Annotated in this window: 22 protein-coding genes; 3 read left to right on the forward strand and 19 right to left on the reverse strand. The window is 58.7% G+C overall.

Annotated elements, in window-relative coordinates; translation table 11 throughout:
* Window positions 1–9: 9 nt before the first annotated feature.
* Window positions 10–1,524, forward strand: coding sequence for a tripartite tricarboxylate transporter permease (locus MX657_RS15735; RefSeq protein WP_119915450.1), 1,515 nt, complete (start codon window positions 10–12; stop codon window positions 1,522–1,524).
* Here MX657_RS15735 and menE read toward each other — a convergent pair whose 3' ends face one another.
* The 8 genes from menE to MX657_RS15775 all read right to left on the reverse strand — a co-directional run bounded on the left by menE (window position 1,525) and on the right by MX657_RS15775 (window position 9,436).
* Window positions 1,525–2,886 carry an o-succinylbenzoate--CoA ligase gene (gene menE / locus MX657_RS15740; protein WP_346806136.1) on the reverse strand — a complete coding sequence of 454 codons (1,362 nt, stop codon included), beginning with the start codon at window positions 2,884–2,886 and terminating at the stop codon, window positions 1,525–1,527.
* Complete coding sequence (menC, locus tag MX657_RS15745; RefSeq protein WP_346806137.1) at window positions 2,883–3,848, reverse strand: o-succinylbenzoate synthase; 966 nt, start codon at window positions 3,846–3,848, stop codon at window positions 2,883–2,885. Before menC ends, menE begins: the two co-directional genes overlap by 4 nt.
* Window positions 3,848–4,705: a 1,4-dihydroxy-2-naphthoyl-CoA synthase gene (gene menB, locus MX657_RS15750; RefSeq protein ID WP_080328564.1), complete on the reverse strand. Its 858-nt coding sequence runs from the start codon at window positions 4,703–4,705 to the stop codon at window positions 3,848–3,850. Before menB ends, menC begins: the two co-directional genes overlap by 1 nt.
* A complete protein-coding gene (gene menH, locus MX657_RS15755; RefSeq protein ID WP_080328563.1) occupies window positions 4,702–5,478 on the reverse strand; it encodes a 2-succinyl-6-hydroxy-2,4-cyclohexadiene-1-carboxylate synthase in 777 nt (258 codons plus the stop codon). Before menH ends, menB begins: the two co-directional genes overlap by 4 nt.
* Window positions 5,475–7,145 (reverse strand): 2-succinyl-5-enolpyruvyl-6-hydroxy-3-cyclohexene-1-carboxylic-acid synthase, encoded by a 1,671-nt coding sequence (gene menD / locus MX657_RS15760; protein ID WP_218727022.1) that lies wholly within the window; start codon window positions 7,143–7,145, stop codon window positions 5,475–5,477. Before menD ends, menH begins: the two co-directional genes overlap by 4 nt.
* Before the next feature lie 88 nt (window positions 7,146–7,233).
* Window positions 7,234–8,529: an isochorismate synthase MenF gene (menF, locus tag MX657_RS15765; RefSeq protein WP_346806138.1), complete on the reverse strand. Its 1,296-nt coding sequence runs from the start codon at window positions 8,527–8,529 to the stop codon at window positions 7,234–7,236.
* A gap of 86 nt (window positions 8,530–8,615) precedes the next feature.
* On the reverse strand, window positions 8,616–8,921 hold the full coding sequence (elaB, locus tag MX657_RS15770) for a stress response protein ElaB (protein WP_028013924.1): 306 nt from the start codon (window positions 8,919–8,921) through the stop codon (window positions 8,616–8,618).
* Between the two features lie 53 nt (window positions 8,922–8,974).
* Complete coding sequence (locus MX657_RS15775) at window positions 8,975–9,436, reverse strand: GNAT family N-acetyltransferase (protein ID WP_119915443.1); 462 nt, start codon at window positions 9,434–9,436, stop codon at window positions 8,975–8,977.
* Between the two features lie 71 nt (window positions 9,437–9,507).
* Here MX657_RS15775 and rbn point away from each other — a divergent pair, with 71 nt between their 5' ends.
* Both rbn and MX657_RS15785 read left to right on the forward strand, forming a co-directional pair.
* Window positions 9,508–10,425: a ribonuclease BN gene (gene rbn / locus MX657_RS15780; RefSeq protein ID WP_346806139.1), complete on the forward strand. Its 918-nt coding sequence runs from the start codon at window positions 9,508–9,510 to the stop codon at window positions 10,423–10,425.
* Window positions 10,426–10,489: 64 nt separating this feature from the next.
* Window positions 10,490–11,494: a chemotaxis protein gene (locus MX657_RS15785; RefSeq protein ID WP_116338576.1), complete on the forward strand. Its 1,005-nt coding sequence runs from the start codon at window positions 10,490–10,492 to the stop codon at window positions 11,492–11,494.
* A gap of 92 nt (window positions 11,495–11,586) precedes the next feature.
* Here the strand turns inward: MX657_RS15785 and nuoN are convergent, their stop codons facing one another.
* From nuoN to nuoC, 11 genes are all read right to left on the reverse strand, one after another.
* Window positions 11,587–13,044, reverse strand: a complete 1,458-nt coding sequence (gene nuoN, locus MX657_RS15790) for an NADH-quinone oxidoreductase subunit NuoN (protein ID WP_061097547.1) — start codon at window positions 13,042–13,044, stop codon at window positions 11,587–11,589.
* Between the two features lie 6 nt (window positions 13,045–13,050).
* Complete coding sequence (gene nuoM / locus MX657_RS15795) at window positions 13,051–14,580, reverse strand: NADH-quinone oxidoreductase subunit M (RefSeq protein ID WP_023312532.1); 1,530 nt, start codon at window positions 14,578–14,580, stop codon at window positions 13,051–13,053.
* Window positions 14,581–14,656: 76 nt separating this feature from the next.
* Window positions 14,657–16,498: an NADH-quinone oxidoreductase subunit L gene (gene nuoL / locus MX657_RS15800; RefSeq protein ID WP_023325763.1), complete on the reverse strand. Its 1,842-nt coding sequence runs from the start codon at window positions 16,496–16,498 to the stop codon at window positions 14,657–14,659.
* A complete protein-coding gene (gene nuoK, locus MX657_RS15805; protein ID WP_003861496.1) occupies window positions 16,495–16,797 on the reverse strand; it encodes an NADH-quinone oxidoreductase subunit NuoK in 303 nt (100 codons plus the stop codon). Before nuoK ends, nuoL begins: the two co-directional genes overlap by 4 nt.
* Complete coding sequence (gene nuoJ / locus MX657_RS15810) at window positions 16,794–17,348, reverse strand: NADH-quinone oxidoreductase subunit J (protein WP_008500212.1); 555 nt, start codon at window positions 17,346–17,348, stop codon at window positions 16,794–16,796. The genes nuoK and nuoJ overlap by 4 nt, the downstream gene beginning before the upstream one ends.
* A gap of 10 nt (window positions 17,349–17,358) precedes the next feature.
* Entirely contained in the window at window positions 17,359–17,901 is a 543-nt protein-coding gene (gene nuoI, locus MX657_RS15815; RefSeq protein WP_003861491.1) for an NADH-quinone oxidoreductase subunit NuoI, read from the reverse strand.
* Window positions 17,902–17,914: 13 nt separating this feature from the next.
* A complete protein-coding gene (gene nuoH, locus MX657_RS15820; protein ID WP_008500211.1) occupies window positions 17,915–18,892 on the reverse strand; it encodes an NADH-quinone oxidoreductase subunit NuoH in 978 nt (325 codons plus the stop codon).
* The gene (nuoG, locus tag MX657_RS15825) at window positions 18,889–21,612 is read right to left on the reverse strand and encodes an NADH-quinone oxidoreductase subunit NuoG (RefSeq protein ID WP_080328556.1); all 2,724 of its coding nucleotides are present in this window, start codon (window positions 21,610–21,612) and stop codon (window positions 18,889–18,891) included. The genes nuoH and nuoG overlap by 4 nt, the downstream gene beginning before the upstream one ends.
* 55 nt (window positions 21,613–21,667) lie before the next feature.
* Entirely contained in the window at window positions 21,668–23,005 is a 1,338-nt protein-coding gene (gene nuoF / locus MX657_RS15830) for an NADH-quinone oxidoreductase subunit NuoF (protein ID WP_006811381.1), read from the reverse strand.
* Window positions 23,002–23,502 carry an NADH-quinone oxidoreductase subunit NuoE gene (nuoE, locus tag MX657_RS15835; protein ID WP_008500208.1) on the reverse strand — a complete coding sequence of 167 codons (501 nt, stop codon included), beginning with the start codon at window positions 23,500–23,502 and terminating at the stop codon, window positions 23,002–23,004. The genes nuoF and nuoE overlap by 4 nt, the downstream gene beginning before the upstream one ends.
* Window positions 23,503–23,504: 2 nt before the next feature.
* Window positions 23,505–25,307, reverse strand: a complete 1,803-nt coding sequence (gene nuoC, locus MX657_RS15840; RefSeq protein WP_028013933.1) for an NADH-quinone oxidoreductase subunit C/D — start codon at window positions 25,305–25,307, stop codon at window positions 23,505–23,507.
* Window positions 25,308–25,315 lie beyond the last annotated feature (8 nt).

Genomic DNA, 25,315 nt, shown 5'->3' on the forward strand with positions numbered 1-25,315 from the left:
GAGCACGCTATGGATACCTGGATTTACCTCTCGCAGGGGTTCGCCGTGGCGATGACCCCGGAAAACCTGGTGATCGCCCTGATCGGCTGTTTCGTGGGCACGATTGTCGGCCTGCTGCCGGGCCTTGGGCCGATCAACGGCGTGGCGATATTACTCCCGCTGGCGTTTGCCCTGCATCTGCCCGCGGAATCAGCGCTGATCCTGCTGGCCACGGTCTATATCGGCTGTGAATACGGCGGGCGCATCTCGTCGATCCTGCTTAACGTACCGGGGGATGCGGCGGCGATCATGACCGCCCTGGACGGCTACCCGATGGCGCGGCAGGGACGCGGCGGCGTGGCGCTCTCCATCTCTGCGGTCAGTTCATTCTTTGGCTCGCTGATTGCCATTGGCGGCATCATTCTGTTTGCCCCTGCGCTGGCCCAGTGGTCTCTGGCGTTTGGTCCGGCAGAATATTTTGCCCTGATGGTGTTCGCCATTGCCTGCCTCGGCAGCATGATGGCGCAGAATCCGCTGAAGTCGTTTTTGTCCGCGCTGATTGGCTTAGGGTTAGCCACCGTCGGCGTGGATGCCAACACCGGGGTCTATCGCTTTACCTTCGACAGCGTTCACCTGTCCGACGGCGTGCAGTTCATTGTCGTCGTGATCGGCCTGTTCTCTGTCTCGGAAATCTTACTGATGCTGGAGCATACCAGCAGCGGGCAGACGCTGGTGCGCAAAACCGGCCGGATGCTCTTTAACGCCAAAGAGGGCGCGCAGTGCATCGGCACCACGCTGCGCTCGTCGGTAATTGGCTTCTTCGTCGGCATTCTGCCGGGTGCCGGGGCGACCATCGCCAGCGCCATCACTTATATGACCGAGAAAAAGCTCAGCGGCAACAGCGACAGCTTTGGTAAAGGCGATATTCGCGGCGTCGCGGCGCCCGAGGCGGCCAATAACGCCTCGGCCTGCGGCTCGTTTATCCCGATGCTGACGCTGGGCGTGCCGGGATCCGGCACCACGGCGGTGATGATGGGCGCGCTGACGCTCTATAACATCACGCCCGGCCCGGCGATGTTCACCGAGCAGCCCGATATTGTCTGGGGGCTGATTGCCGCGCTGCTGATCGCCAACGTCATGCTGTTGGTGATGAATATCCCGCTGATTGGGCTGTTCACCCGGATGCTGACCATTCCGCTGTGGTTCCTGGTGCCCGCCATTGCCGCCGTCTCTGCGGTGGGAGTGTACGCGGTGCACAGCACCACGTTTGACCTGGTGCTGATGGTGGTTCTGGGCGTGTTCGGTTACATCTTACGAAAAATGCACTTCCCGATGTCACCGCTGATTCTGGGCTTTGTGCTGGGTGAGATGCTGGAACAGAACCTGCGCCGCGCCCTCTCCATCAGCAACGGCAATATGTCGATACTGTGGGACAGCAGCGTCGCGAAGGTTCTGTTAGCGCTGGCGGTCATGGTGATTGTGGTGCCGCCGGTATTACGCCTGCTGCGTCGCCGTCAGCGCAAACCGGAGCCGGATATCGGCTAATTATATGGACAGCTGGGCATTGACCCACTGCTTTAACGCCTGGCGGGAGATCTTAATCCCGCCATTTTTTAGCTCAGCCGGCAGCACAAGCCAGTGAACAGGCTGCTCAAAGCGCGCCAGTTTGCCTTGAACCCATTCCGGGAAACGGGTGATATCCGTTCCCGGCTCACACTCCACCACCGCCACCGGACGTTGTCCAAACTCGGCGTCGTCCAGCGGGACGATAAACACCTGGTTAATCTGCGGGTGCGCGGCAATAACGCGCTCCAGCGATTCCGGCTGGACCCCCTCTCCTCCGCTGAAAAAGAGATTGTCCATGCGGCCTAAAATCGTCAGACGGTCCCCATGCCATTCCCCGCGATCGCGGGTGGCAAACCAGCCCTGCGCGTTGGTCAGCGGAATTAGCGCGCCGTCCCGCCAGTAGCCGGAAGCCATGCTCTGCGCTTTGATCCAGACTTCACCGTTAACGACCTGCACCTCTCTGCCCGGCAGCACACGGCCTACATCTGGATCGCCGTCAGCCTCTTTTGCACAGACGGTCGAGGCAAACTCGGTCAGGCCGTAGCCGCAGTACGTCCGAATCCCCTGCTCACGGGCCTTTTGCGTCAGCGTCACGGGAATGGCCGCCCCGCCAAGCAGCACCGCTTTCAGTGCGATGTGGCTTTCGTTATTCAGAAGACGCCAGAGCTGGGTCGGCACCAGCGAGGCGTGAGTGCAGCCGCGCAGCGCCTGCTCCAGCGGCTGCTTTTCGCGCACGGTTAAGCGCGCACCGGCCTGCAGCCAGCGCCATAAAATTCCCTGGCCGGAAACATGAAACAGCGGCAGCGAAAGCAGCCAGTCGTCGTTATCCCCGTAGGGCATCAGCGACAGCACGCCGCGGGCGCTGGCAAGATGGGCGGCGCAGGTATGCACCGCCGCTTTCGGCAGCCCGGTGGAGCCGGAGGTGAGCGTCATGGAGGCCAGCCGCGCCGGCTGCCACGCAGCGTAGTACGCATCCTCTGGCTCGCGCAGGCTCAATGCAGTAAGGCCGTCGTAGCGGCCGTCCAGCACCAGCGCAAAGCGCAGCGTCATCTGCGGGAGTAATACGTCCAGCAGCGGACGCGGCAGCTGCGGATTAACGGGAAGAATACGTGCGCCGCACTGAAGCAGCGCCAGCCATGCCAGCAGCGTTTGCGGATGGTTATAGGCCAGCAGCAGTACGCCGTCGCCCTCCGCCACGCCCTGCTGGTGAAACCCTGCCGCGAGGCGGTCGACGCGCGCGCACAGCTGCTGCCAGCTAAGCACCTCGTCGTTCAGCCTGAGGGCCGGTTTTTCAGCATACTGCGCGCACCAGTGCCGCCAGGGCCAGTCGGTAAAACTCATCGCAGCGGCTCCAGCGTCTCTGCGTCGAGACACAGCAGCGCGCTGCCCGGCCACGGGCGAAGAAGCTGCGCCTGCATCAGGTTCAGCGTGTCGAGGCCGGGAACCGTGTCCGGCGTTAGCCAGGCGGCAATGCGCGCCAGCTGGGTCAGCCCCAGGCTGGACTCAATCGACGAGCTGATCACCGCCGTCAGCCCCAGCGCGTGCGCCGCCGCGACCTGCTCACGCACTTTCACCAGGCTGCCGGTCAGCGTCGGCTTAATCACCACCGCGCTGACGCCGGGCTCGGCAACAAATTCAAAATCGTCCTCGCGCAGGCTTTCATCCCAGGCGATAGCAATCCCCGTTTCGCGGGCAAAGGCGCGCGAGTCATCGCGGGTTTTGCACGGCTCTTCGAGGAAGGCAATGCGGCTGCGGTACGCCGGATTAACGTACTTCGCGAACTGCTGCGCCTTAAGCGGCGTCCATGCGCGGTTGGCATCCAGACGCAGGTGCAGGTCGGGGATCGCTTCCAGCAGCAGGTTAGCGACCATTCCGTCACGCACCGCTTCGTAGAGACCGACTTTAATTTTCGCCACTTTCTCGCCAGGCATGGCGGAGAGCTGTGCGAACAGCTCGTCAGGATCGCCCGTGCAGAGCGGTGCCGCGCGGTAGTCAGCCTCTTCCGGCAGGCTACCGTCCAGCTCCGCCAGCGCGCAGCTGATACCGAAAGCGGCGGAAGACACGTCCGGTAATGCCGGGTTTGCGCCCTCATGCCACTGTTCTGTCCACGCCAGCAGCGCCGCCTGAGCATCATCCAGCGATTCCAGGCTAAAGCCCGGCAGAGGCGAAACTTCGCCCCAGCCTTCCCGCCCGTCCTGCTGCAGATGCACGAAGAAGCCGTCACGGGTTTTTAACCGCCGTTCACGCAGCACCACGCCCGCGTCCATCGGTATCTGCCAGCGGTAAACCTGCGCGCGACGCATTACGGATTCCGTTTGTATTTGCTGAAGTCCGGCTGGCGTTTTTCGTTAAACGCGTTGCGTCCTTCCTGACCCTCTTCGGTCATGTAGAACAGCATGGTGGCGTTACCCGCCAGCTCCTGCAGGCCCGCCTGACCGTCGCAGTCGGCGTTGAGGGCCGCTTTCAGGCAGCGCAGCGCCATCGGGCTGTTTTGCAGCATTTCACGGCACCAGCGAACGGTCTCTTTTTCGAGATCGGCAATCGGCACCACGGTGTTCACCAGGCCCATATCCAGCGCTTCCTGCGCGTTGTACTGACGGCACAGGAACCAGATTTCACGGGCTTTTTTCTGCCCGACGATGCGCGCCATGTAAGAGGCACCCCAGCCGCCGTCGAAAGATCCCACTTTCGGGCCAGTCTGGCCGAAGATGGCATTTTCAGCGGCAATGGTCAGATCGCACATCATGTGCAGCACGTGGCCGCCGCCGATGGAGTAGCCCGCCACCATCGCGACAACCGGTTTCGGGCAGGTGCGGATCTGGCGCTGGAAATCGAGGACGTTCAGGTGGTGCGTACCCGCATCGTCCTGGTATCCGCCGTAGTCGCCGCGCACTTTCTGATCGCCGCCGGAGCAGAACGCTTTGTCCCCTTCCCCAGTCAGGACAATCACGCCAATGTTGTCGTCATAGCGCGCATCCGCCAGGGCCTGAATCATCTCTTTGACGGTCAGCGGACGGAAGGCGTTACGTACCTGCGGACGGTTGATGGTGATTTTGGCAATGCCGTCAGCGGATTTGTGGTAACGAATGTCGGTGTAACCTTCGGAGCAGTCCTGCCATTCAACCGGGGCGTAAAGCATGTGTTCATCAGGATAGATCATAGAGTGTCCTTTATTCGAAGACGCAGTATCTGAGCCAGACTCGCCGCGACCGCAGCGGGATTTTCCCGGTGGGCGTTGTGTCCGGCGTTGGGAATGACATGGCGAACGGCGTTGAGCTCTGCGGCAAGGGCCGCAAATTTCTCATCACGTTCACCGTAGAGATAATCAAAGGAGAAATTGCGTGCGCAGAGCGCAGCGCGCAAATCGGGCTGCACGGCCAGCGACGTTGCCTCAAGCATCATCGCCAGCGTTGTGCCATTGTTCTGGCTGCGCAGGGCGACAAGCGCATTACGCTGGGCATCGGTGAGGGAGGCAAACACGGGCTGTTGATACCAGTCGGTAAAGACGTTATTCAGCGGTTCGGTACGAAAACGCGTCGCCCAGCGGTGGTCGGATGCCCACCGCACGTGACGCTCATCGTCATCCTGCAGGCCCGGATGTCCACCTTCAACAATCACCCCCAGCAGCCCCTTCGGCTGCTGGCTGGCATGAAACATCGCAATGCGGCCGCCGAGGGAGTACCCCACCAGCCAGAATTTCAGTATGTTGTAACTAAGCAGAGTTCGGGTGAGCAATTTGCTCATCTCGTCGAACCCTGTCACGGCAATATCCCCGGACTCACCGTGGCCCGGCAGGTCAAGATAGAGCCGGGAATACTCGCTCAGATCCTTCCCGACGGCCTGCCACTCGCGGCAGTCGCCGGAAAAACCGTGCAAAAAGACCAGCCAGGGATAACCCGGTTTTCCAGCCTGCTGCACGCCTGAGAGGATCACAGCTGGCTCACCTGCGCCAGCAGGCTTTGCAGGGTCTGCGCGCCGTCGGCATCATTCACCACCAGCTCAATCAGCGTCGCGCCCGGCTGCTTCCAGGCGGTGCTTAACGCCGCATCCAGCTGTTCCCAGCTTTCCGGGCGATGGTATTTCAGGCTGAACATCGCCGCGGCGTGTTCGAACTGCACGTTCTGCGGCATCAGATAAAAGCGTTCGCGCTCGCTCTGGGGCGTTGGCAACAGGGAGAAAATCTGCCCGCCGTTGTTGTTCACGACGATCAGCACAAACGGTGCGGACGCCTGACGCAGGAGCGCCAGCGCGTTGAGATCGTAGAGCGCGGAGAGATCGCCCACGATCGCCAGCGTTGATTTCGCGCTGGCGCGCTGCACTCCTGCCGCCGTTGAGAGCAGCCCGTCGATGCCGCTGGCACCGCGATTGCTGTACACCGGATAGCCCGCTGGCAGCTTCGAAAAGGCATCAATCAGCCGCACAACCAGGCTGTTACCGACAAACAGCTGACCCTGTTCCGGCAGATACTGGTGAATGCGGTGCGCCAGCCCGGCCTCGCTGAATGCCTCACAGCGCGCTTTGGTGATTTCCCACGCCTGACGCGACAGTTCCGGGATCGCCACCGCCCAGGGCTTGCGCTTTTCCGCCGGATGAAGCGTCAGCCAGGCGTCGATACTGCTGACCAGACGACGACCGCGATGATGCGCCGGGTCAAGCCGCCCTTCCAGCGCATCCACCAGCCAGTACTCTTCCGGGGTGCAGGTTGCCTGCCACTGCAGCAGACGTTTTCCGGTGAGGCTTGCGCCGATCTGGACCACAATCTGCGCCTGCGAAAGCTCAGTAACCGCTTTCGCATTACCCAGCCAGAGGTCTGCACACGGCAGCGGCTGGCCGGTCTGGGAAAGCACGTCGCCAATCAGCGGCCAGCCGAGGGTTTGCGCCCACTCGGCGACCAGCCTGCCTTCGGCGGCGCTCATGCGCCCGGCGATGACCACACCGCGCTTTTGTCGCCAGAAAAACCAGTCGCGCTGTTTCGCGCTCTCAAGATGCGTCAGCTCGCGCAGCCAAGGTTTTTCGCTCTGCCACCAGTCGCCAAGCGACTGCTGCCAGTTAAGGCCGGTATCGTCCAGTTCGCCGTACAGCGGTTCGGCAAACGGACAGTTGATATGCAGCGCCCCGCTACGCAATGTCGCCATGGCGTGATCGACGGTGGAGACCAGCCAGCTTGCCGGGATATCCTGGGTGGGACGCGGTAGCGAAACCGTCTGCGAAGGGTGCGAAGAAAAGAGTCCCGGCTGGCGAATGGCCTGATTGGCGCCGCAGTCGATTAGCTCAGGCGGACGGTCGGCCGTGAGCAGGATCAGCTTTTCACCGGTTAACCCGGCTTCAATCAGGGCCGGATAGAGATTCGCCACGGCGGTACCGGAAGTGACAATCACCGCCACGGGTTCTTTGCTGACCTTCGCCAACCCGAGCGCGAGATGCCCCAGGCCGCGCTCATCAAAGTGGGTGTGGTGAACAAATGCCTGGTTTTCAGCCGCCGCCAGCGTCAGCGGCGTTGAACGAGAACCCGGTGCAATACACACATGCCTGACGCCATGGCGCGTCAGGGCTTCAAGGATCACCGCCGCCCAGCGTCGGTTAAAAGAACTTACTGACATGAGATTGTCCGGTATCAAGAATGCGACACAGTATAAATAATAGAAAAAATTGGAATTTTGATATGAATCGGGATTGCGCGAATCAGTATTAATCCCTTAGGAGCAGAGAACGCAATCCAGCGGCCTTATTTTCTATCTCCTGCCACTCCTGTTCCGGGTCTGACCCGCTGACAATGCCCGCCCCGGCGTAAAGCCGCAGGGCGTCATCCTGTACGCGCGCCGAGCGCAACGCCACGCAGAATTCGCTTTGTTCGGGGGATAAATACCCGGCCGATCCGGCGTACCATTCGCGGTTAAAGGGTTCAACGTGCTGAATAAACTCGCGCGCAGGCTGTCGCGGTAGCCCGGCTACGGCTGCCGTCGGCTGCAGCACGTGCAGGCACAGTTCATCGTCGGCCTGTTTGAGTTCGGTCCAGATACAGCGGCGTAAATGTTGCACTTTACGCAGGCGGACGACCTGAGCGGGCAACACCTCCAGCGCCTGCGTGTGGTGCTGAAGACGCTGGCAGATATCTTCCACAACCAACATATTTTCGCGCTGGTTTTTATCATCATTCAGCAACCAGTCGCCCAGTCGCTGCGCCTGTTTATCGTCAATATGGCTGGCGACGGTGCCCGCCAGCGCTTCGGTGCGCAGCAGCGTGCCGCGCCGCCGCCAGAGACGCTCGGGCGTGGAGCCGAGAAAGGCATTGCTGGCGTCGAAAATCATGCAGAAATGATAGCAGTTTAAATTCAGGGCGCGGCTGGCGGCCATCAGCGCGACGGGGTTAACGCGCTGCCTGCACTGCAAATCGGTCGCCCTCGCAAGAACCACCTTTTCGAAATCACCATGCGCGATGGTCTCTGTCGCCTTACGGATAAGGCTCAGCCATTGCGGTTTTTCCGGGTAATGGGTTTCACGCTTAACCTGCACGGAGAGCGGGCGGATCGGTCTGGCGGGAAGCAGATACTGTAAGAACGCCCGCGCGGTGTCGGCATCGTCCTCAAGCGAGCTGTCGCTCCACAGCTGCAGGCGCAACGTGGCGTGGCCAGCGGTACGTCGCCACAGCAGGCGCGGTAAAAAGAGGTTGCCCTGCTCAGGGTTAAAGGCGTTCAGGCCGCAGATACGGGTATCATCAGGCGCGTGTTGCGCGCTTAAAAACTGTGAGGCTAACGCCAGAGAGGAGAATTGGGTGACCGCACCCAGCGCGGCCAGCTCTTCATCGCCGTTACGTTGCTGCCAGTAAAACTGTGGATAGCATTGCTGCTCGCCCAGCCAGGCGAGGGGATCGAAGGCATCGTTTAACGGGAAAGAGACGTCGAAATGACGCAGGCCGGATGTCGCTGGCAACGCTTGCGAAAGCTGGGTACGCAGTTGCTCCAGCGCGAGGAAAATCGAATTCACGCGAACCTCTCCCTGTTAAAACCTCATATTATACGGGGTACTGGCGATAAATAGCAGTACCCACGTATAGGGAGCGGTTAAGCGCATTAACGACGGGCTAACAGCAGCCCCAGCACCAGGCCTACGGCAGCACCCACCCCAATGCCCTGCCAGGGTTTTTCATGGACGTAATCATCAGCACGATAAACCGCTTTTTTGGCGCGGTAGTAGTACGTATCAGACGCATGGCTGACGCGGTTTTTAACGTCGTGCAGCGCCTGTTCGGCACGGGCTTTCAGCTCGATATATTTCTGATCGGCAGGGTCACCCGAGGAACGTAACACCTCTTCCAGCGTTTCGCTCAGTAAGGTCAGGTCGTCGTCGATACGGGTATCCCAGGATTGAAATGACATATTTTTCTCCATGTTAGTACACCAGTTCGCTAACTATAGACAACGACGCGCCATTACGCCTGTTTCGCTTCCCGCGCCATGCCGATATGCGGAATACCGTCTTCGTCGTAGATGTCAGTCACCGGCGTAAAACCAAAATGGCCGTAGAAGGATTGCAAATGCGCCTGTGCGCCCAGGTATAACGCCTTGTCCGGCCACTGTTTTTGGCACGCTTCCAGCGTTTTTTCCATCAGCTGGTAGCCCAGCTTTTCGCCGCGCGCCTTACCGCTGATGATGACGCGGCCTATCACAACGGGCTCAAAATCGTCTTCGCTTTTCAGAATCCTCGCATACGCCACCAGCTCGTCATCCTTCCAGCCGAGAATATGGCGGTTCTCGCCAATGAGGTCATCGCCATCGATATCCTGATACGGGCAGGTCTGTTCAACCACAAACACTTCACAGCGCAGTTTAAGCAGCGCGTAAAGGGAATGAACGGTAAGCTCGCTGTGGTGTAAATCTTGCCATTGGATCATGTCAGTCTCCTTCCTGGGGTTCATCACGTTATACTAAACCCCTTCCCGGACGGCAAAGGGCTAATTGCGTTATGGAACTGATTTTTCTGGGTACGTCCGCCGGCGTGCCAACCCGCACACGAAACGTGACGGCAATTCTGCTGGATCTTAAGCACCCCACCCGCGGCGGGCTGTGGCTGTTTGACTGCGGGGAAGGGACGCAGCATCAGCTGCTGCACACCGCGTATCATCCCGGCAAGCTGGACAAAATTTTTATCACTCACCTGCACGGCGACCATCTGTTTGGCCTTCCCGGCCTGCTGTGCAGCCGCTCGATGGCCGGTAACGCTAACCCGCTGACGATTTACGGGCCTGCGGGAATTCGTGAATTTGTTGAAACCACGCTGCGCCTGAGCGGATCGTGGACCGATTATCCGCTGGAGGTGGTTGAGATCGCCGAAGGTCTGGTATTCGATGACGGGGATTATCAGGTGCGTGCTTACCCGCTTAACCATCCGGTGGAGTGCTACGGCTATCGCGTGGAAGAGCATGATAAACCCGGCGCGCTGAACGCCGCCGCGCTTGTTGCCGACGGCGTAAAGCCAGGGCCGCTGTTCCAGCGACTCAAACAGGGCGAGAGCGTTACGCTGGAGGACGGTCGCACCATCAACGGCCAGGATTATCTCGCCGCCCCTGAGCCGGGCAAGAAGCTGGCGATCTTTGGCGATACAGCGCCGTGCCCTGCCGCCCTGCAGCTTGCCCAGGGCGTGGACGTGATGGTGCACGAAGCCACGCTGGAAACGGCGATGGAAGAGAAAGCCAACGGCCGGGGCCATAGCTCCACGCGTCAGGCGGCGCAGCTTGCCCGTGACGCGGGCGTCGGGAGGCTGATCGTCACTCACGTCAGCTCTCGCTACGACGCACGGGGATGTGAAAGCCTGCTGGAAGAGTGTCTGGCGGTGTTCCCGGCGTGTGAGCTGGCCGAAGATTTCGCTAAGGTCAGCGTTTAGCCCTTCATTTTTCTCTCAGAATGCCGATAACGATTAAAAGGTCAGCATTTCTCTCGAGGGTAGAATGGATAATTTCCAGAAAGATATTGATGACAGGGCGAATCTCACCCTGTCGAACCGTTTTGAACTGTTGCTGTTCCGTCTTGGCACCTCTCTGAACGAAAATAAATCCGAGCTGTTTGGCATTAATGTTTTTAAGCTGCGTGAAATTGTGCCGATGCCGGAATTCACGAAACCCGCCGGGATGAAGTCTCCGCTGATGGGGATGGTAAATATTCGCGATCAGGTCATTCCTGTGATTGACCTGGCCGCCGTGGCAGGCTGTAAGCCCACCACCGGGCTGAACATCCTGCTGATCACCGAATATGCCCGCAGCGTACAGGCCTTTGCCGTGGAATCGGTTGAGAACATCATGCGTCTGGACTGGAAGCAGGTGCACGCGGCGGAAACCGCCGTCAGCGGTCGCTACATCACCAGTATTGCCTGCCTGGATGAGAAAACGGATACCAACGATCTGGCGATGGTACTGGACGTTGAGCAGATCCTGTATGACATCACCCCGGCCAACCACGATCTGCACGCCACCAATCTGAAAACCACCAAGTTCAACATCAAGCCGGGTTCTGTGGCGATTGTGGCGGAAGATTCTAAAGTGGCGCGTTCGATGCTGGAAAAAGGTCTTCAGGCGATGGAGATCCCGGCGCAGCTGCACATCACCGGCAAAGACGCGTGGGAGAAAATTGGCGTGCTGGCCGCACAGGCGCAGGCCGAGGGTGTGCCGATCACCGATAAGATTGCTCTGGTGCTGACCGACCTCGAAATGCCGGAGATGGACGGTTTTACGCTGACGCGCAAAATCAAAACCGACCCGGTTCTGAAGGATATTCCGGTGGTGATCCACTCCTCCCTTTCCGGCAACGCCAACGAAGATCATATTCGCAAAGTGAAGGCGGACGGGTATGTGGCGAAGTTTGAGCTGAACGAGCTGTCGTCGGTGATTGAAGAGGTGCTGGATCGCTCGATGAAGAAGATTGATGGGCCGCTTATAAGCAGGAAGCAGCTGGCTTAGTTCCTGTGCGGGCTGGTGCCCTCACCTCATCCCTCTCCCACAGGGAGAGGGCGCAAACCATAAAAAAACCCGCCGAGGCGGGTTTTTTGTTTTTACATCAGCGGCATCGCTCGCTGCACGATATCAATCAGCGGCTGCGGATAGATACCGAAGATCAGCACCAGCAGCGCAGAGATCAGCACTACGATACCACCGGCGCTGTACTGCCAGTTGGATGGCGCATCGCGGTTGAGCTGCTGAGGCGCGCTCAGGTACAGGCTCACGGCCACACGCAGGTAGTAGTAGAGACCAATCGCGGAGCCAATTACCACGCCCGCAGTCAGCCACCACAGGTGCGCCTGCACACCGACGGCCAGCACGTAGAACTTACCGATAAAGCCCAGCGTCATCGGGATACCCGCAAGAGAGAGCATCATCACGGTCATTACCGCGGACAGGATCGGACGATGCCAGAACAGACCACGGTAGGAGAACAGTGAATCGGCATCCGGACCACGGTACGGGCTGGACATCAGGCTCACCACGCCAAACGCGCCGAGGCTGCTGAACAGGTAACCGGCCAGATACACGCCTACGGCTTCCATCGACATCTCACCGCTCTGCAGCGCAATCAGCGCCACCAGCAGGTAGCCCAGATGAGAGATAGACGAGTAGCCCAGCAGACGCTTGATGTTGGTCTGGCTCAGCGCCATCAGGTTACCGAAGATGATAGAGACGAACGCGATGATGCCCAGCACCACGCGAACCGCTTCGCTGTCACCCACCGGCGCGTACAGGAACAGACGCATGACCACACCGAAGATAGCGATTTTGCTCGCCGTCGCCAGGAAGGTCGACACCGGAGCCGGAGCGCCCTGGTATACGTCTGGCGTCCACAGGTGGAACGGCACCAGAGAGAGTTTGAAGCCAAGGCCAACAATCATCATGCCCAGACCCGCCAGCAGCAGCGGCTCATGCAGCATGCCGTCGCCGAGGCTCTTGCCGAGCGCCATAAAGGAGAGGTTACCGGACTGTGCGTACAGCAGCGCAATACCAAACAGCAGGAACGAGGACGCAGCAGCAGACAGAATGGTGTACTTGATGCTCGCTTCCAGAGAGCGCTTCTGACGGAAGGCGTAACCAATCAGGCCGAACAGCGGCAGAGAGATCAACTCAATACCGAGGAACAGCGCAGCCAGGTGGTTCGCATTCGCCAGCAGAATGCCGCCCAGCGCGGCAATCAGTACCAGCAGGTAAAACTCTTCTTTGTTGTCGTTGTAGCCTTCGAGCCACGGGTACGCAAAGGTACAGGTTGCCAGGCTCGCCAGCAGCACCAGACCGGTGTAAAGCATGGCGTAACCGTCAACGCGCATCAGCGGGGTGACGTCCATCGCCCCGCCCTGGCCAACAAACCAGAGAGAGACTAACGCGGCGTTCAGGCCGATGACCGACAGCGTGGCATTCAGGAAGTGATTGCGTCGCCACGCAATGGAGAGCATCACAACCACCACCGTCAATCCGACGATCAGCAGCGGTAGCAGCGCGATCAGTTGTTGTGGAGTTATTGTCATGGCGAATTACGGCCTTGTAGTAGAAGCAGAATTAACAAACCACTGCTGGATGTTACCCATCGCGCTGTGCGAGGTATCCAGAATCGGCTGCGGGAAGAAGCCCAGCAGCACCAGCAGTACGACCAGCAGCAGGATGATGAACAGCTCACGCAGCGACATCCCCGGCAGTTCTTGTGCAGCAATTTCGCTCTTCGCTTTACCGAAGTAAGCGCGGTGCAGCATCGCCAGCGAGTAGACGGAAGCGAACACCAGACCAAAGGTGGAGATCACAGTAATCACCGGTACCACTTTGAAGCTGCCGAACAGAATCATAAATTCGCCGACGAAGTTACCGGTGCCCGGCATCCCCAGGGTAGCCACCGCGAAGAACATGGACAGCGCTGGCAGCCATTTAATTTTGCTCCACAGGCCGCCCATCATACGCATGTCGCGGGTATGCAGACGTTCGTACAGCTGACCACACAGAATGAAGAGACCGGCTGCGGACAGACCGTGCGCAATCATCTGGATCACCGCGCCCTGGTACGCCAGCTGGCTGCCGGTGTAGATAGCAATCAGCACGAAGCCCATGTGGGAAACGGAGGTGTAAGCAATCAGACGCTTGATGTCGTACTGCGTGAAGGCCATCCAGGCGCCGTAGAAGATACCGATCACACCCAGCCACATGGCAATCGGCGCGAACTCTGCGGAGGCGTTCGGGAACAGCGGCAGCGCGAAACGCAGCAGACCGTAGGCCGCCGTTTTCAGCAAGATGCCCGCCAGGTCAACGGAACCCGCCGTTGGTGCCTGAGAGTGCGCGTCTGGCAGCCAGCCGTGCAGCGGAACGACCGGCATTTTCACCGCGAACGCGATGAAGAAGCCCAGCATCAGCAGGTATTCGACGCCGTGCGACATTGGCGTCTTCAGCAGATCTTCGTAGTTGAAGGTCCAGGTGCCGGTTGCGTTGTGGTGAACGAACACCAGCGCCAGTATGGCAATCAACATCACCAGACCACTCGCCTGGGTATAGATGAAGAACTTGGTTGCCGCCGTGATACGCGTTTTACCGTCGGACGCCTTGTGGCCCCACAGCGCGATCAGGAAGTACATCGGCACCAGCATCATCTCCCAGAAGAAGAAGAACAGGAACATGTCGATGGCAAGGAACACGCCGATCACGCCGCCCAGGATCCACATCAGGTTCAGGTGGAAGAAGCCCTGGTATTTTTCGATTTCTCGCCAGGAGCAGAGTACCGCCAGAACGCCGAGCAGACCGGTCAGCACCACCATCAGCAGCGACAGACCATCAATCGCCAGGTGGATCGTAATGCCGAAACGCGGGATCCACGGCAGGATGAACTCAGACTGCCACTGCGGAATGCCCGCAGACTGGGTCAGTGAGTAACCGCCCTGCAACCACAGTTGCAGGCCAAGCGCGAGCGTCAATCCCATGGTGATCAGCGCGATCCAGCGCGGCATCTTCACGCCAAAGCGTTCGGTCTGCCAGCACAGGAAGCCGCCGATGAAGGGAATTAATATTAGCCAGGGTAGTAACATGGCGATTTACATTCCTTTTTAAGGCCCCCAGCAGGGGCCTGATTTTCAACGAATTCGAATAAAATTCACTTAACGATCAACGCAACACCATCAGCAGCGCCAGCACGACAACCGCACCGATGCTCATGGACGCCACATACCAGCGCAGGTAACCGTTCTCGCTGTACAGCAGGCCTTTACCTGCAAAGCGGGAGAGGATCGCCGGGATGTTCATCAGGCTGTTCAGCGGGTCGCGCTTCAGCAGCCACGCGATGCCCAGGAACGGCTTAACGAAGATCATGTCGTACAGCCAGTCGAAGCCCCACGCGTTGTACCACCAGGTGCCCAGCAGACGGCCCGGCGCACTGTTGGCAACGGCAGTCACCAGCGTACGTTTGCCCAGCCACAGCCATGCTGCGATCAGGATGCCCGCGATAGCGACCACACCGGAGGTGATTTCAAGCGTCAGAACGCGACCGTGCTCAAGCTCGGTGGTGTCTGGCAGTACGCCCTGCAGCGGTGGCACAATCATCGCGCCAACGAAGGTGGAGAGTACCAGCAGCACAATCAGCGGCAGGTGGTGGGTAATCCCCTTCCCTGCGTGAGCGTGAATTTGTTCTTTACCGTGGAATACGATGAAAATCATACGGAAGGTATACAGGGAGGTCATGAACGCACCGACCAGACCCGCAACCATCAGATTGATATGACCATTCGCCATGGCACCCGCAAGGATTTCGTCCTTACTGAAGAAGCCCGCGGTGATCAGCGGCAGTGCCGCCAGCGCCGCGCCGCCCACCAGGAAGCAGACATACACCAGCGGGATGGACTTACGCAGTCCGCCCATCTTGAAGATGTTCTGCTCGTGATGGCAGGCCAGAATGACGGAACCGGATGAGAGGAACAGCAGCGCTTTAAAGAACGCGTGCGTCATCAAGTGGAAAATGGCTGCGTCCCATGCCTGAACGCCCAGCGCCAGGAACATGTAGCCAATCTGGCTCATGGTGGAGTACGCGAGAACGCGTTTGATGTCGGTCTGCACCAGCGCGGCAAAGCCTGCCAGCACCAGCGTGACCGCACCGACGATACCCACCAGATGCAGAATTTCCGGGGTCATCAGGAACAGGCCATGAGTACGCGCAATCAGGTAGACACCGGCGGTGACCATGGTCGCGGCGTGGATCAGCGCGGAGACAGGGGTTGGACCCGCCATCGCGTCGGCCAGCCATGTCTGCAGCGGCAGCTGCGCGGATTTACCCACGGCACCACCCAGCAGCATCAGCGTTGCCCACCACAGCATGTTGTTGCCTGCTGCGAAGTGCGCTGGCGCCAGTTCCACCATTTCGCGGAAGTTAAGCGTGCCCAGTTCGTTGTATAGAATGAACAGCGCGAACGCGAGGAAGACGTCACCCACGCGGGTCACGACGAACGCTTTCATGGCCGCTGCGCCATTCTTCGGATCGGTGTAGTAGAAACCGATCAGCAGGTAAGAACACAGACCAACGCCTTCCCAGCCCAGATACATCAGCAGCAGGTTATCGGCCAGCACCAGAACGACCATGCTGGCGATAAACAGGTTGGTGTAGGCGAAGAAGCGGGAGTAACCCTCTTCACCGCGCATATACCAGGAGGCGAACATGTGGATCAGGAAGCCGACGCCGGTGACCACGGAAAGCATGGTCAGCGAGAGGCCGTCCAGCACCAGGTTGAAGCCGATGTTGAAGTCACCGACCGACATCCAGGTCCACAGCGGTACGCTGAAAGGCTGACGCCCGTTGTTAAAGAAGTCGATACCCGCATACGCTGTGACCAGCGCAGCCAGACCGACAGAGCCCATGCCAACGGTCGCAGACAGATTCTCAGACCAGCGGCCGCGAGAAAACGCCAGCAGCACGAAGCCAATCAGCGGAAAAATAATGGTTAAGGCAAGCATGTTCATCCACGCAACTCACTTACTGAATCGATGTTCAGATTCTGGCGGCGACGATGGAGCTGCAGCAACAGCGCCAGGCCAATACTCGCTTCGGCAGCCGCGAGGCTGATGGCGAGAATGTACATCACCTGACCATCGGTCTGGCCCCAGTAGCTTCCGGCGACCACGAAGGCCAGCGCGGAGGCGTTAATCATGATTTCCAGACCGATCAGCATAAACAGCAGATTGCGGCGGATAACCAGACCGGTCAGACCCAGAACGAATAAAATCGCAGCGAGGATCAGTCCATGTGTTAAGGGGATCATGCGCGCTCCTCCGTTTTTCTTTTCGCGCGGTCGTCAGTGCGGTTGCTCAGCACCTCGCCAGCACGCTCTTCGCGGCCAACGTGGAAAGCCACAACCAGGCCTGCCAGCAGCAGCATAGAGGCCAGTTCCACCGCCAGAACGTATGGGCCAAAGAGTGTGATACCCACCTCTTTAGCGCCGATTGGCGTGCCGTCGATGCCCTGATCGTTCACGCCCAGAATGGCGTAAACGATCACCACCAGCATGATGGCCGACAAAATTGCCGGGCCAATCCACACCTGCGGTTTTAACCACTGACGTTCCTGCTCAATTTCAGAGCCGCCCAGGTTCAGCATCATCACCACGAACACGAACAGCACCATGATGGCCCCGGCGTAGACGATGATTTCCAGCGCACCGGCAAAGTGCGCGCCCAGTGCGAAGAACACCCCGGAAATGGCCAGCAGCGAGATGATTAAGTACAGCAGCGCATGCACCGGATTGGTGTGCGTGATCACTCGCAGCGTAGCCAGGATGGCGATAAGGCCACAGATATAAAAAGCGAATTCCATTGCCCTCTCCTTACGGTAACAGGCTCTTGACGTCGATAGGCTTGGCTTCGTTCTCTGCTTCGCCCTTATCTTTGCCGTCGATTGCCATACCCGCCATCCGGTAGAAGTTATATTCCGGGTATTTGCCCGGACCGGAAATCAGCAGATCCTCTTTCTCGTACACCAGGTCCTGACGCTTGTACTCACCCAGCTCGAAGTCTGGAGTCAGCTGAATCGCCGTGGTTGGGCACGCTTCTTCACACAGACCGCAGAAGATGCAGCGTGAGAAGTTGATGCGGAAGAACTCAGGGTACCAGCGGCCGTCTACCGTTTCTGCTTTCTGCAGAGAGATACAGCCTACCGGACACGCTACCGCACACAGGTTACAGGCAACGCAGCGCTCGGAGCCGTCCGGGTCGCGCGTCAGCACGATACGGCCACGGTAGCGCGGCGGCAGATATACCGGCTCTTCCGGGTACATCCGGGTTTCGCGTTTGGCAAACGCGTGCAGGCCGATCATCCAGATACTGCGTACCTGGGTACCGAAGCCTACCAGTAATTCTTTTAAGGTCATGGTCTATAGCCCCTTATGGCTGCTGCCAGAGAATGACAGCTGCCGTTACCAACAAGTTGACGAGCGTCAGCGGCAGGCACACTTTCCAGCCGAAGGACATTACCTGGTCATAACGCGGACGCGGTAACGCTGCGCGAATCAAAATGAACATCATCATGAAGAACGCGGTTTTCAGCGCGAACCAGATGAACGGCGGTAAGAACGGGCCATGCCAGCCACCAAAGAACAGCGTTACCATCAACGCGGAAATGGTGACGATACCGATGTACTCGCCCACGAAGAACAGACCGAATTTCATACCGGAATATTCAATGTGGTAACCGTCGGCCAGTTCCTGTTCGGCTTCTGGCTGGTCAAACGGGTGACGGTGACACACGGCCACGCCCGCGATAGCAAAGGTAATAAACCCAAAGAACTGCGGGATAACGTTCCAGATGTCGGCCTGGTTGTTGACGATGTCGGTCATGTTGAATGAACCGGCCTGCGCCACCACGCCCATCAGGGAGAGACCCAGGAACACTTCGTAGCTCAGCGTCTGCGCGGAAGCACGCATCGCACCCAGCAGGGAGTATTTGTTGTTACTGGACCAGCCTGCGAACAGCACCGCGTAAACCGCGAGGCCTGCCATCATCAGGAAGAACAGAATGCCGATGTTCAGGTCAGCAACCACCCAGGTCGGGCTGACCGGAACGATAGCAAACGCCAGCAGCAGCGAGGTGAAGGCGATCATCGGTGCCAGAGTAAAGATCACGCGGTCAGAGAAGCGCGGGATCCAGTCCTCTTTAAAGAACATCTTGATCATGTCCGCGACCAGCTGGAGTGAACCACCCCAGCCCACGCGGTTCGGTCCGTAACGGTTCTGGAACAGACCGAGCAGACGACGTTCACCAAAGCTCATGAACGCGCCGCAGGTGACCACCACCAGCAGGATAACAATCGCTTTCAGAATGCTCAGCAGGATGTCGATAAGATCCGGCGTTAACCAACTCATGCTTTTGCCTCCTGCAGATTATCAAGACGCGCACCCGCCAGAACCGGCGCGATGCCAGGCATACCCATCGGCAGACCCACCTGCCCTGCTGTCAGACTTTCAGAGATAATCAGCGGCAGGCTGATTGTCTGACCGTCATAGCTAAAGGCAATGTTTGCGCCCGCGTTAACGCCAAGCTTCGCGGCATCCGCCGGGTTGAGCTTGATGTACGGCTGCGGCATACGGGTCTGGAAGACCGGTGAACGCTGGGACAGCTCGTCGCTACCGAACAGATGGTAGTACGGCGCGATACGCCAGTTGCCATCCTGCGCCTGGAAGCTCGCCGGTACGGTGGTGAAGAAGTCCAGACCGGTTTCGGAGGCTTCAATCAGACGCACGCCCGGATCGCCGTGGCGCAGGGAGCCACCCACTTCAGCCTGGAACTTGTTCCATGCCTGCGGGGAGTTCCAGCCTGGCGCCCATGCGAATGGGATTTGCGAACGCGGCGCAGACGGCTGGTTGTTCCCTTCCATGGAGAAGGCGAACATGGTGTCTTTATCCTGCGGCTGGCGCGGTTCGTGCACGCTGATATTGGCGCGCATTGCGGTACGGCCGCTGTAGCGGTGCGGTTCACGCGCCAGTTTCTGGCCGCGAATGCGGAAGCTTGCTTCAGGTGCGGCATCTTTAATGCCTGCCAGCTGAGGCAGTTTTTCGACTACCGCGTCGATAACGTGGTCGAGCTGCGTCCAGTCCACTTCACGGCTCTGTACGGTGCTGTGCAGGGAGTGCAGCCAGCGCCAGCTTTCCAGCATCACGGTGTTGCTGTCGTAGTACGCCGGGTCATAAACCTGGAAGAAACGCTGTGCGCGGCCTTCGTTGTTGATAACCGTACCGTCGCTTTCTGCGAAGCTTGCCGCAGAGAGCACCAGGTGCGCTTTGTCCATGATCGCGGTGCGCTGATGGTCAATCACCATCACCAGCGGCGCTTTGGAGAGCGCGGCGTCAACGCGAGCGGCAGACGCGTGGCGATGCAGATCGTTTTCCAGCACCACAACGGCGTCAGCGGAACCGGATTCCAGTTCACTTAACGCTTCTTCCAGCGAGCCGCCGCCGATCATGCCCAGACCAATGCTGTTCACCGCACGGGCAATCATGGTCACACCCACATCAGCACCGCGGCCTTTCAGGGCTTTGGCAACGTTGGCTGCCGCCTGAATGATCTCCGCGCTGCCGGCGTTGGTACCGGAAATAATCAGCGGTTTCTTCGCACCCGCCAGGGCCTGAACAATCACGTCGACCTTGTTTTGCAGGTCGCGATCCAGTTCGACGGCTGGCGAGTTGCTGTCCAGCGCGTGGGCAATCGCAAAGCCAAGACGCGCCTGATCTTCAACCGGCGCGCAGTAGGTCCACGCAGCGATATCGTCCAGACGGGTATTGTCAACGTTGGTCACAAACAGAGGATGCTTCGCGCGCTGGCCGATGTTGAGGATCGCCGCAATCTGCCAGTCGGCCACTTTCTGCGCCGCTGCCATTTCACGTGCTTTACCCTTCACCGCCTGACGAACCGCCAGAGCCGCGCGTGCGCCGGTTTGCGTCAGGTCTTCACCCAGCACCAGAACCGCATCATAAGATTCAATTTCGCGCAGCGCAGGGGTATGAACACCACCTTCACGCAGCACTTTCAGTACCAGCTGCAGACGTTCCTGCTCGCCCTGGGCGATACCGGTATAGAAGTTTTCCGCACCCACCAGCTCGCGCAGCGCGAAGTTGCTTTCGATGCTGGCGCGCGGGGAGCCGATACCGATCACTTTCTTCGACTGGCGCAGAATATCTGCCGCGCCCTGCATCGCCTGCTCGGCGTTCAGGGTAATGAAATCGTCGCCACGGCGCTGAACCGGCTGACGCGGACGGTCTTTCAGGTTCACATAGCCATAGCCGAAACGACCGCGGTCGCAGAGGAAGTAGTGGTTAACGGTACCGTTGTAGCGGTTTTCGATACGACGCAGTTCGCCGTAGCGTTCACCCGGGCTGGTATTACAGCCGAGGGAGCACTGCTGGCAGATGCTTGGTGCAAACTGCATATCCCATTTACGGTTGTAGCGCTCGGAGTGCGTTTTATCCGTGAATACGCCGGTCGGGCAGATTTCTACCAGGTTACCGGAGAATTCGCTCTCCAGAGTTCCGTCTTCCGGACGACCGAAGTAGACGTTATCGTGTGCGCCATATACGCCCAAATCCTGACCGTCTGCATAGTCTTTGTAGTAACGCACGCAGCGGTAGCAGGCGATGCAACGGTTCATTTCGTGAGAGATGAACGGCCCCAGGTCCTGGTTACGGTGGGTACGCTTGGTAAAGCGATAGCGACGGAAGCTGTGACCGGTCATTACGGTCATATCCTGAAGGTGGCAGTTACCGCCCTCTTCACAAACCGGACAGTCGTGCGGGTGGTTGGTCATCAACCATTCCACCACGCTTTCACGGAACTGTTTGGCTTCTTCGTCATCAATCGAAATAAAGGTGCCTTCGGTGGCTGGCGTCATACAGGACATCACCAGGCGACCACGCGTGTCTTCCGCGTTTTGATATTGCTTCACCGCACACTGGCGGCAAGCACCGACGCTGCCCAGCGCCGGATGCCAGCAAAAGTACGGAATATCGAGGCCAAGAGACAGACAAGCTTCCAGCAGGTTGTCCGCCCCGTTGACTTCGTATTCTTTGCCGTCTACATGAATCGTAGCCATTAGCATGCTTCCAGTTGGCTCGGTCGAGACCGAGCGTTAATCAAAATTCTTGTCGTTACCAGCGCGCTTTAAGCAGGTTCGGCTGAATACCATTGATTGAATGGGTATTGCTGAACGGCTGCTTGATGCCTGCTTCGAACTCGTCGCGGAAATATTTGATCGCGCTCTGCAGAGGTTCGACGGCACCCGGTGCGTGGGCACAGAAGGTTTTACCCGGGCCTAAGAATCGACACAGTTGCTCAAGCGTCTCGATATCCCCAGGCTGGCCTTCGCCACGTTCGATAGCACGCAGGATCTTCACGCTCCACGGCAGACCATCACGGCACGGCGTACACCAGCCGCAGGACTCGCGGGCGAAGAACTCTTCCAGGTTACGCACCAGCGACACCATGCCGATCTCGTGGTCGACGGCCATCGCCAGCGCCGTACCCAGACGGCTGCCTGCTTTACCAATGCTTTCGAATTCCATTGGCAGATCAAGGTGGGCTTCGGTCAGGAAGTCTGTCCCTGCCCCACCCGGCTGCCAGGCTTTAAATTTCAGGCCATCGCGCATGCCGCCGGCGTAGTCTTCAAGAATTTCGCGTGCGGTGGTACCGAACGGCAGTTCCCAGACGCCAGGATTTTTAACGCGGCCGGAGAAGCCCATCAGCTTGGTACCGGCATCTTTACTTGAGGAGATGCCCTGATACCACTCCACGCCGTTGGCGAGGATAGCCGGAACGTTGCACAGGGTTTCGACGTTGTTTACGCAGGTCGGTTTACCCCATACGCCGGAGCTTGCCGGGAACGGTGGCTTGGAACGCGGGTTCGCACGGCGACCTTCCAGGGAGTTAATCAGCGCGGTTTCTTCACCGCAGATATAACGCCCGGCACCGGTGTGAACGAACAGTTCGAAGTCAAAGCCGGTACCCAGGATGTTTTTACCCAGCAGGCCCGCTTCGGTCGCTTCGGCAATCGCGCGACGGAGGTTTTCCGCCGCTTCGATGTACTCACCGCGCAGGAAGATGTAGCCACGGTACGCTTTCAGCGCAAACGCGGAGATCAGCATACCTTCCACCAGCAGGTGCGGCAGCTGCTCCATCAGCAGGCGGTCTTTATAGGTGCCCGGCTCCATTTCATCGGCGTTACACAGCAGGTAACGGATGTTCATGGATTCGTCTTTCGGCATCAGGCTCCACTTCAGGCCGGTGGAGAAGCCCGCGCCGCCGCGCCCTTTCAGGCCCGAATCTTTTACCGCGTTAACGATGTCGTCCGGCGCCATGCCGCCAAGGGCTTTACGCGCACCGGCATAGCCGTTTTTGCTCTGGTATTCGTCGAGCCATACCGGCTGTTTGTCATCGCGCAGACGCCAGGTCAGCGGATGCGTCTCAGCAGTACGAATTACAGTTTTCATTTGTACTGCTCCAGCAGGTCAGGAATCGCTTCCGGCGTCAGATGGCTGTGAGTGTCCTCATCAATCATCATGGTCGGCCCCTTGTCGCAGTTACCCAGGCAGCAGGTTGGCAGCAGAGTAAAGCGTCCATCGAACGTGGTCTGGCCCGGCTTGATATTGAGCTTCTTCTCAATCGCAGCCTGAATGCCCTGATAGCCGGTAATGTGGCAGACAACGCTGTCACAGTAGCGGATCACATGGCGGCCAACCGGCTGACGGAAGATCTGGCTGTAGAACGTGGCTACGCCTTCTACGTCACTTGCCGGAATACCCAGCACTTTTGCGATCGCATAGATCGCCCCATCCGGCACCCAACCACGCTGTTTCTGTACGATTTTCAGCGCTTCAATGGACGCCGCACGCGGGTCTTCGTAGTGGTGCATCTCGTGCTCAATGGCGGCACGCTCTGCTTCACTCAGCTCAAAAGCCTCGGTTTGTGGTTGTTGATTCTCGTGCATAATTAGCGGTCCACATCTGACATAACAAAATCGATACTACCCAGATACACAATCAGGTCGGAGACCAGACTGCCGCGGATGGCGGACGGGATCTGCTGCAGGTGCGCAAAGCTCGGCGTACGCACGCGGGTACGGTAGCTCATGGTGCTGCCGTCGCTGGTCAGGTAGTAACTGTTAATACCCTTGGTCGCTTCAATCATCTGGAAGGATTCTTGCGCCGGCATGACCGGACCCCAGGAAACCTGCAGGAAGTGGGTGATCAGGGTTTCGATATGTTGCAGCGTGCGCTCTTTCGGTGGCGGCGTCGTCAGCGGGTGATCCGCCTTGAACGGGCCTTCCGGCATGTTGTTGAGGCACTGCTCAAGGATGCGCAGACTCTGGCGCAGCTCTTCCACTTTCAGCATCACGCGGGTGTAGCAGTCGGAAACGCCGCCGCCCACCGGGACTTCAAAGTCGAAGTTCTCGTAGCCAGAGTAAGGACGGGCTTTACGCACGTCGAAATCAATACCGGTTGCACGCAGACCAGCACCTGTGGTTCCCCACTCCAGCGCTTCTTTCGCGCCGTAGGCAGCAACGCCCTGGGAACGGCCTTTCAGGATGGTGTTGCGCAGCGCGGCTTTCTCGTAGGAGGCCAGACGTTTTGGCATCCAGTCGAGGAATTCACGCAGCAGACGGTCCCAGCCGCGCGGCAGATCGTGCGCCACGCCGCCGATACGGAACCAGGCCGGGTGCATACGGAAACCGGTAATCGCTTCCACCAGATCGTAGATTTTCTGACGGTCGGTAAAGGCGAAGAAGACCGGGGTCATCGCGCCGACGTCCTGAATGAACGTGGAGATGTACAGCAGGTGGCTGTTGATGCGGAACAGTTCTGACAGCATAACGCGAATCACGTTAACGCGATCCGGTACGGTGATGCCTGCCAGTTTCTCAACGGCCAGCACGTATGGCATTTCGTTTACGCAGCCGCCGAGGTACTCGATACGGTCAGTATACGGAATGTAGCTGTGCCAGGACTGACGCTCGCCCATCTTCTCAGCACCACGGTGGTGGTAGCCAATGTCAGGGACGCAGTCGACAATCTCTTCGCCATCAAGCTGAAGAATAATACGGAATGCACCGTGCGCAGACGGGTGGTTTGGACCGAGGTTGAGGAACATGAAGTCCTCGTTTTCGGTGCCGCGCTTCATGCCCCAGTCTTCCGGCTTGAAGGTCAGCGCTTCCATTTCCAGATCCTGCTTGGCTTTGGTCAGCTCAAACGGATCGAATTCGGTCGCACGTGCCGGATAGTCTTTACGCAGCGGGTGGCCGGTCCAGGTCTGCGGCATCATGATGCGCGTCAGGTGCGGGTGGCCGTCGAAGGTCATGCCGAACATTTCCCAGGTTTCACGCTCATACCAGTTGGCGTTCGGGAAAAGTTTGGTGATCGTCGGCAGATGCATGTCGTTTTCAGACAATGCCACCTTGAGCATGATATCCGTGTTGCGGTCTATTGAGATCAGATGGTAGAAAACGGAAAAATCCGCAGCAGGGAGACCCTGGCGGTGCGTTCTCAGACGTTCGTCCATGCCGTGTAAGTCAAACAGCATGACGTAAGGTTTTGGCAATTTCTTGAGGAAATCGACAACTTCCAGCAATTGCTCACGCTTCACCCAAACAACGGGTACCCCGGTGCGGGTCGCCTGAACGGTAAAGGCATCCGGCCCAAAACGGTTGCGCAGTTCGCCAATGACCGGGTCATCGAGATGATCCCGGGTCTGCCATGCGGCTTCTTGCGCGGTTAAGTCGGTCATATTGTTCACCATTGCAAATG

Origin of the sequence: Enterobacter chuandaensis, from assembly GCF_039718975.1 — a bacterium.
In the GTDB taxonomy this organism is placed as follows: Bacteria; Pseudomonadota; Gammaproteobacteria; order Enterobacterales; family Enterobacteriaceae; genus Enterobacter; species Enterobacter chuandaensis.